Origin of the sequence: Lactobacillus sp. B4015 (genome assembly GCF_026536055.1) — a bacterium.
In the GTDB taxonomy this organism is placed as follows: Bacteria; Bacillota; Bacilli; order Lactobacillales; family Lactobacillaceae; genus Lactobacillus; species Lactobacillus panisapium.
Map to the genome: position 1 here is coordinate 77,872 of NZ_JAFNOY010000011.1, position 6,834 is coordinate 84,705.

Here is a 6,834-nt window from a genome sequence, read left to right on the forward strand (position 1 = left end):
ATTACTGCTCCTTCAATTTACTTATTTTCCTTAACAAAATCCAAAAGTGCTTGAATTTTATCGGTTTTCTCCCATGGTAAATCGATATCAGTACGACCAAAATGACCGTATGCAGCCGTTTGCTCATAAATTGGGCGTCTTAAATCTAGCATTTTAATTATGCCGGCAGGACGCAAATCAAAGACGCTTCTAACCGCCTTAGTCAGCAATTCATCACTTACTTTGCCAGTATTTGCAGTATCAATCATGACAGATACAGGGTGAGCTACCCCAATAGCGTAAGCTAATTGGACTTCACACCGCTTAGCTAAACCAGCTGCAACAATGTTTTTAGCAACATAACGAGCAGCATAGCTGGCACTGCGGTCGACTTTTGTCGGATCCTTACCTGAAAATGCACCGCCACCATGACGAGCATAACCACCATAAGTATCAACAATAATCTTTCGCCCAGTAAGACCAGAGTCACCCTTAGGTCCGCCAATTACGAACCGACCAGAAGGATTAATCAAAAATCTGGTTTCTGCATCAAGATATTTGGTAGGAATAACTTTTTTAATTACTAAATCAATCATTGCTTGCCGAATATCTTCATTACTTACCTGGTCATCTGTTTGCGTCGAGATAACAACAGTATCAACCCTCTTAGGCTTATTGTTCTCATCATACTCTACAGTGACTTGCGCCTTCGCATCAGGTCTAAGCCAAGTCAAAGTGCCTTCTTTACGCAACTTTGCCACTTGGCGCATTAACCGGTGTGCCAAAGAAATTGGCAAAGGCATTAATTCGGGTGTTTCGTCAATGGCGAAACCAAACATAAGCCCTTGATCACCAGCACCTATTTGGTCAAGCTGATCATTATCAGACTTATCTTCCCGCGTTTCAAGTGAGTGATCAACACCACCAGCAATATCAGGAGATTGCTCGTCAATTCCGACTAAAACAGCACAATTATTGCCGTCAAAGCCAAGCTCTGGCTTATCATAGCCAATTCGCAAAACAGTCTTTCTGACAATGCTCTGGATATCAACATAAGCACTAGTTGATATTTCACCAAATACATACACAATGCCAGTATTGACAATTGTCTCGCAGGCTACATGTGCATCCGGGTCTTGAGCAATAATTGCATCAAGAATCGCATCGGAAATTTGATCAGCAACCTTATCAGGATGCCCTTCAGAAACTGATTCTGAAGTAAATAAACGTTTTTCCATAATAGTCCCCCTTAATAGATGTTAGCTATTCGGTTACAAGGCATCTCCAAATCTTGGATCCTCTCAGGACTTGAACCGATAAATTATTCGTTCTTTTTGTAAAAAAAAGACTACCGTTGTTTCGGTAGTCCTAGAACGATGGAGGATACAGGGCTCGAACCTGTGACCTCCTGCTTGTAAGGCAGATGCTCTCCCAGCTGAGCTAATCCTCCAAAGTGACCCGTACGGGATTTGAACCCATGTTACCGCCGTGAAAGGGCGATGTCTTAACCACTTGACCAACGGGTCATGTTCTGAATCAAAGCACATTCAATAGTATACTAGATAAGCACCAAAATGCAAGAAGAAAATGCTAAAAAATTACAACTTTTTCAAAAAAGCGCTTTTACCCTCGAAAAAGCAAAAAACTCAATGACAATTTTGACATTGAGTTTATTTATTATTCTTCACTTTGTTGCTGCTGCAACAGATCTTAATCGTACTTTTTAATAAAAGGCCAATAAACAATTGCGGATAAAGCAATAATAACAAGCTGCCATAATACGGTCCGCCAACTGCTATATATTTTATTAGATAATATGATTTTCTCAAATACAGTAACATAATGATATATTAAATATGCTACTTTAAGCATTCAGCAAAAACTACATTGCAAATTTTTAAAACAGCCAATTTTAAATGTCTCGTTGAATATAAATTCTAAATAAAGTTAGGTTTTAAGTGCTTAAAACGCAATTCTACCAGTAACTGTATTTAAGGTTGTAATCATGTTACAAATTAATTCGTAAATGACCGGAATTTTTCATTGTACAGTATAAAATTTGATGTAATCTTTTTACTCTTTTATAGTATTCTCTTAACGCTCAAGAAATTAAGCTCTAAATTAAATCATTATATCTCTTTCTTATTCGGTTAGATTAGGAGTTCCCTAATAATTATCCAATTTTCACTAATTTAACGGGTAATCCTGGCATAGAAGTCCAAGTATTATTTTAAATAACAAAATAAGCAAGAAGCTGTACTGGTTCTTGCTTAAAAAATTTTAATTTAATGGAGGATACAGGGCTCGAACCTGTGACCTCCTGCTTGTAAGGCAGATGCTCTCCCAGCTGAGCTAATCCTCCAGTTTGTTGTCATCAAATGACCACTCTTTAAAAATCTTAGCATACAAAAGATAACTTGTCTATTATTTAAAGAAATTAATTAAATTTTTTATTAGTTAATTACTTAGAACTATCATACGCACACTAATATTTTTGTTAAAGTTGATTATTAAATAACAAAAAAGTAAGAATCATTATCTCTTCTTGCTTAAAATTTTTTATCTAATGGAGGATACAGGGCTCGAACCTGTGACCTCCTGCTTGTAAGGCAGATGCTCTCCCAGCTGAGCTAATCCTCCATATTTGTATCATCAACTGATTACTTTTAAAACTTTAGCATACAAAAGATAACTTGTCCATGTTTTTTTCAAATTTAGCTATTCTGTTATTGTCAAAATCAAATCGGCAATTTTATTATATAAGATGTAATCAGTTATCTACTAAGTTTACTATTAATAATATAAATAAATAATATCAGCAATTTAATAACGTACTGAAAGCAATTTTTACAAAATAATTTTTAACATAAAGTCATGAAAAAATGTTTAAGTATTTTCCCATTTTCAGTTGCTCATTAAATCCATAAGTGCTATAATTTTATACAAGTTGATGTAGTATTGATATGTCGGCTTATATTTATACTTTGCTTTGTAATTCAATGTTAATATATTAACTTTACAAATAATTAACTTAATTGAATTTTATTCTTATACAATTAAGGTTAATAATGTATTAAAAACCTTCACTAGCTATATATAGCTGAATGAAGGCTTTTTATTTTTTAAAGTAAAGACAAGACAATTCATTTACTTAATTTGATAAATTTAATAATTTTAAAATGATAGTTCTTACTTTTAAATTAATGAAAGAGACGGACCATAACAACTAACGATAATTAAATTGCATGAATGCCCGATATCAGATGACTTCAACATGCTTACGATTCTCAAATCAGATAAGCCTTACTAGCTGTTAATGGACTTGCTTTTTTTACTGTTGGCAGTAGGATGATAAAATACATATGTGATAGATAGCACGACCTTAGCCCAACTAGCAAGATTATCATCTGTGGCAATTTAGCTTAGTAATCCCGGATCGGCCGTTAACCCATTAGTTTTTACCCGATTCTAGCGCGCTGCCTCTTTCATCTTGAACTTCTCAAGTCATATTATATTTTAATAAGTTAACACTTGGTTTCAAGTTAGCGCTATCATACAATTTAAGACCTTTTGATCAGTTACAACAAATGCAAGTTCAATATTCCATTGACTAGAGTATGAGAAGAAAGGTCAAGTTGTCAGTATTAACTGTGCTACCTTTTCCCCCCCAATTGGCTGCCTAGTAAGTTCTTTCAAACAGGTCAAATTCAACTAACTTTTTTTAAACAAATTTAGCCTTTGCTTTAATCAAAGCAGAATCATTTGAAAATATGGTAGTAAATAGTACATCGTAATTAAACCAGGAGTTATATAGCACATTATCGCCTTTAAATATTGAAACTTTTAAATGGCAATATTGTCACTAATACATTAGCCCATATCTGTTTTAATGTTTTCATTTGGTGATTTTATCCACTGGAATAATTACAGATTGTTCATCGTCATTTTCAGCAAAACTTTGAATATCTTCAACGCCATCGATAATATTGTCTTTTTGCATTTTCTTGAAGGACTTTATCAATCATAACCCTGACTGTTTCAGATACAATCTTAGCCTTTGATTGCATAGTACTTGCTGAAAATGCAGCCACAGCGGTCCTATGCTGCTTGACGTAAGAATAGGTTTTACAATATATAACAGTGCTACATTTAGAATAATAATGATTTGATGAATTTTATAATTTTCTCAATTCTTCCTCAAGTTTTTCAGTTTTCTTTTTCTGCCTGTAATAGTCTTTTTTAAACTCTTCTCTTTCTGCTGTTAATTCTTTAATAATCGCTTCGTAATCTGCCTTGTTATATTTTTGAGTTACGGCAAGCACTGTTCCAACCGTGCCAACAAAACCAACCAGTACTTGTAACAAATTGATTAAATCATGCATGTGACCACTTCCTATCTCATATATGCTTTTCTTATAATTACCCACAAAATGATATTTACCAGTATGTGCCATTCTCATTTGACTACAAAGAAAGGCAAGCTTAATTTTAGCTATGGTTAAGCTGTAACAGCTTGATTCAACTATTACCTGGAAATTTTCAAAACCATTACTGAAAATTTGGGGATCGTGATCTTTTAACTGCTACATAGCAAAACTTAAGTTGCAAATCATAATTAGAGGCAATTTGTCTAACTAAGTAAAAGGAAATTCCTGTTTTTGCAACAATGTTATGCAAATTAAAGCCGGTTTTCATGAGGGCAATTACCACTTTCTCATATTTGGTCAAATCAATATTGTCATGGGCAGTAATGCTAATTTGCTCATGTATTTGATGCAAGATAGGATTGTTATCTGGAACTAGGTCCAATGAGCCGTAATCAGCTTCGAGTTTATGGATTAGATCATACAGGATTTTCATCTCAATTCTCCTTTCATTGCAAATGTGTTATTGATCGCTCAAGTAGTTGCAATATCTATCATTCGTGATAAAATTTAACTATGATAAACAAAATAAAACCAACAATAAACCTGCAGGGTCAACAAACAGTTATAATATTTAGTTTTATTTTTTACTACTTAATTACTTGATGAAATTAATTATCAATCACTTTAGGTAAAAAGTCAATATATTTTTATCACTTAAGATAATTTTGCTTGATGGAAACGTGAGGAAAACAGAATGACTACTTTAGATCGAATTAAAATAATTGCAAAAAAGAAGGGGTGGTCATCATTGCAAAGTCTTGCACTTAAAGCTGGAATTGGTGCCAACAGTATTTATCGCTGGGATAAGCAAACACCAAGTACAGCAAGTTTGAAAAAAGTGGCTAATGTCTTGCACGTCTCTGTAAATGATTTACTCGGTGAATCAAGTCCAGCAGAAACAGTCAAACGAATTGACTTAGCTGACGACATTCCACTTGCTTATAATGGAAAAGCAGTTCCTGAAAAATATCTTGATATAATCCGTAACCTAATGGACTCTGATTTTAAAGAAGGCAAAAAAGGTGGAAAATTTAATTAAATACATGCTAAATTATGCATTTGACCATGGAATTAGTTACGCGTTATTAGACCAGATTGATCCTGATTATCCCTCAGTTTCTTTTACTGATATTGGTAGAATGGTTATCAATCTCAATTGGAAAAATCAAAATGAAATACCTTTTATGATTGGTCATGAAATTGGCCATTTTGCCAACGGCGATAAGGGAACTTTTTACTATATTAATTTGAGCACACTGGTTGAACATCAGGCCGATTTATTTTCACTAAATCTAATCTACAAATATGCTTCAAAACAGTTCTATACATTCGATGAGCCCGGACCTTTTATGCAGCAGTTCGGTATTCCCTACCGTTTAGAAAGAGCCACCTACAAGCTATTTCAGAAAAATAACGATTTAATTTTTTAAAAACACAAAAAAAGGCGGAAAAATTGAAGTGACCCCTAAATTTAGGACAAATTTGGGGATTATTTTTATGGCTAAATTATCTAAACAAGATAAAATTGAAATCTATCATCTTTGGCATGATTATCAAGTTGGCCCTACTGAATTAAGTTAGCGTTATCAGGTTAGCAAGCCGAATATTGATTACTTGTTGGCTTTGATTAATCGTCACGGTCTAGCTATTTTAGACCAGCCTTACACTACTTACACAAGTAATTTTAAGGAGCAGGCACTCAAGCGGATTATAGTTGACCATGAATCCCTTTATCACGTTGCACTAGCTTTAGGCTTAAAAAGTCGTGGCATGTTGCACAATTGGCTACGAGAATATCGTAAAAATGGGTATAATATCGTTAATAAGCAAAGAGGAAGGTCGCCCCATGACCAAAAGAGAACAACTGATCAAACAGGAAAATCATGTCATTAGCCAATCAATGTCACGCAAGGGTAATTTTCGCTTGATGATGGCTTAATGGAAGGTTTCTTCGGCATACTTAAACGAGAAATGTTTTATGGGTTTGAAAAATGGTTTAAGAATCTCAATGAACTGGAAGACGCAATCAGAGACTACATTGAGTATTACAATCAAAACCAAACTAAAAGGACTAACTCTGCTTGAATATCGGAAGTTAGTCCTCAGTTAGCAGCTAATATAAAGTGTCCTAATTTTAGGGCTCACATCAAAGATAAACTTAACTGCCTTTTTCTCTTTGAATTTTATATTTTACTAAATAAAAAATAGTCACTAAAACTAAATTTAGTAACTATTTAAAGTGTATTACGGAGTGTGAGAGATTTGAACTCTCGATACAGGATAAAACCCGTATACATGATTTCCAATCATGCTCCTTAAGCCACTCGGACAACACTCCAGAAAGCTCCGGCTGTCAGACTCGAACTGACGACATCTTGATTAACAGTCAAGCGCTCTACCAACTGAGCTAAGCCGGAATATTTAAAAA

General features: G+C 34.2%; 7 protein-coding genes, 6 tRNA genes, 1 pseudogene and 1 riboswitch. Of the genes and pseudogenes, 4 read left to right on the forward strand and 10 right to left on the reverse strand.

Going from position 1 to position 6,834, the window contains the following annotated elements; translation table 11 throughout:
* Positions 1-17 precede the first annotated feature (17 nt).
* From metK to J3U71_RS10435, 3 genes are all read right to left on the reverse strand, one after another.
* Entirely contained in the window at positions 18-1,217 is a 1,200-nt protein-coding gene (gene metK, locus J3U71_RS10425; RefSeq protein WP_267394181.1) for a methionine adenosyltransferase, read from the reverse strand.
* Positions 1,215-1,298, reverse strand: a riboswitch (SMK box riboswitch). (Overlaps the previous gene by 3 nt.)
* A gap of 58 nt (positions 1,299-1,356) precedes the next feature.
* Positions 1,357-1,429: transfer RNA gene (locus J3U71_RS10430), tRNA-Val, on the reverse strand.
* 4 nt (positions 1,430-1,433) lie between these two features.
* Positions 1,434-1,505: transfer RNA gene (locus J3U71_RS10435), tRNA-Glu, on the reverse strand.
* Between the two features lie 48 nt (positions 1,506-1,553).
* On the opposite strand from J3U71_RS10435, the gene J3U71_RS10440 reads away from it, so the two are divergent.
* A complete protein-coding gene (locus J3U71_RS10440) occupies positions 1,554-1,706 on the forward strand; it encodes a hypothetical protein (protein WP_220268242.1) in 153 nt (50 codons plus the stop codon).
* A gap of 562 nt (positions 1,707-2,268) precedes the next feature.
* Here the strand turns inward: J3U71_RS10440 and J3U71_RS10445 are convergent.
* The 5 genes from J3U71_RS10445 to J3U71_RS10465 form a co-directional block, all read right to left on the reverse strand.
* Positions 2,269-2,341 (reverse strand) — tRNA-Val (locus J3U71_RS10445).
* Between the two features lie 205 nt (positions 2,342-2,546).
* Positions 2,547-2,619: transfer RNA gene (locus J3U71_RS10450), tRNA-Val, on the reverse strand.
* Positions 2,620-3,874: 1,255 nt separating this feature from the next.
* The gene (locus J3U71_RS10455) at positions 3,875-4,000 is read right to left on the reverse strand and encodes a hypothetical protein (protein ID WP_267394183.1); all 126 of its coding nucleotides are present in this window, start codon (positions 3,998-4,000) and stop codon (positions 3,875-3,877) included.
* A 154-nt stretch (positions 4,001-4,154) separates the two neighbouring features.
* Positions 4,155-4,361 (reverse strand): hypothetical protein, encoded by a 207-nt coding sequence (locus tag J3U71_RS10460; RefSeq protein ID WP_267394186.1) that lies wholly within the window; start codon positions 4,359-4,361, stop codon positions 4,155-4,157.
* A 166-nt stretch (positions 4,362-4,527) separates the two neighbouring features.
* Positions 4,528-4,839 (reverse strand): hypothetical protein, encoded by a 312-nt coding sequence (locus tag J3U71_RS10465; RefSeq protein WP_267394188.1) that lies wholly within the window; start codon positions 4,837-4,839, stop codon positions 4,528-4,530.
* A 261-nt stretch (positions 4,840-5,100) separates the two neighbouring features.
* Between J3U71_RS10465 and J3U71_RS10470 the strand changes: the two genes are divergently transcribed.
* The 3 genes and pseudogenes from J3U71_RS10470 to J3U71_RS10480 form a co-directional block, all read left to right on the forward strand.
* On the forward strand, positions 5,101-5,445 hold the full coding sequence (locus J3U71_RS10470; RefSeq protein ID WP_220268246.1) for a helix-turn-helix domain-containing protein: 345 nt from the start codon (positions 5,101-5,103) through the stop codon (positions 5,443-5,445).
* Positions 5,429-5,836, forward strand: coding sequence for a hypothetical protein (locus J3U71_RS10475; RefSeq protein ID WP_267394190.1), 408 nt, complete (start codon positions 5,429-5,431; stop codon positions 5,834-5,836). The genes J3U71_RS10470 and J3U71_RS10475 overlap by 17 nt, the downstream gene beginning before the upstream one ends.
* Before the next feature lie 458 nt (positions 5,837-6,294).
* A pseudogene (locus J3U71_RS10480) lies at positions 6,295-6,491 on the forward strand (IS3 family transposase); the annotation flags it as partial.
* A gap of 162 nt (positions 6,492-6,653) precedes the next feature.
* Here the strand turns inward: J3U71_RS10480 and J3U71_RS10485 are convergent.
* Positions 6,654-6,744, reverse strand: a tRNA-Ser gene (locus J3U71_RS10485).
* 6 nt (positions 6,745-6,750) lie between these two features.
* Positions 6,751-6,823, reverse strand: a tRNA-Asn gene (locus tag J3U71_RS10490).
* Positions 6,824-6,834 lie beyond the last annotated feature (11 nt).

What these genes read in the sequence shown, in the direction of transcription:
- J3U71_RS10470 (WP_220268246.1), top strand. Translation starts at nt 5,101, where the DNA reads ATGACTACTTTAGATCGAATTAAAATAATTGCAAAAAAGAAGGGGTGG.
- J3U71_RS10440 (WP_220268242.1), top strand. Translation starts at nt 1,554, where the DNA reads ATGCAAGAAGAAAATGCTAAAAAATTACAACTTTTTCAAAAAAGCGCT.
- J3U71_RS10465 (WP_267394188.1), bottom strand. Translation starts at nt 4,839, where the DNA reads ATGAAAATCCTGTATGATCTAATCCATAAACTCGAAGCTGATTACGGC.
- metK (WP_267394181.1), bottom strand. Translation starts at nt 1,217, where the DNA reads ATGGAAAAACGTTTATTTACTTCAGAATCAGTTTCTGAAGGGCATCCT.
- J3U71_RS10460 (WP_267394186.1), bottom strand. Translation starts at nt 4,361, where the DNA reads ATGCATGATTTAATCAATTTGTTACAAGTACTGGTTGGTTTTGTTGGC.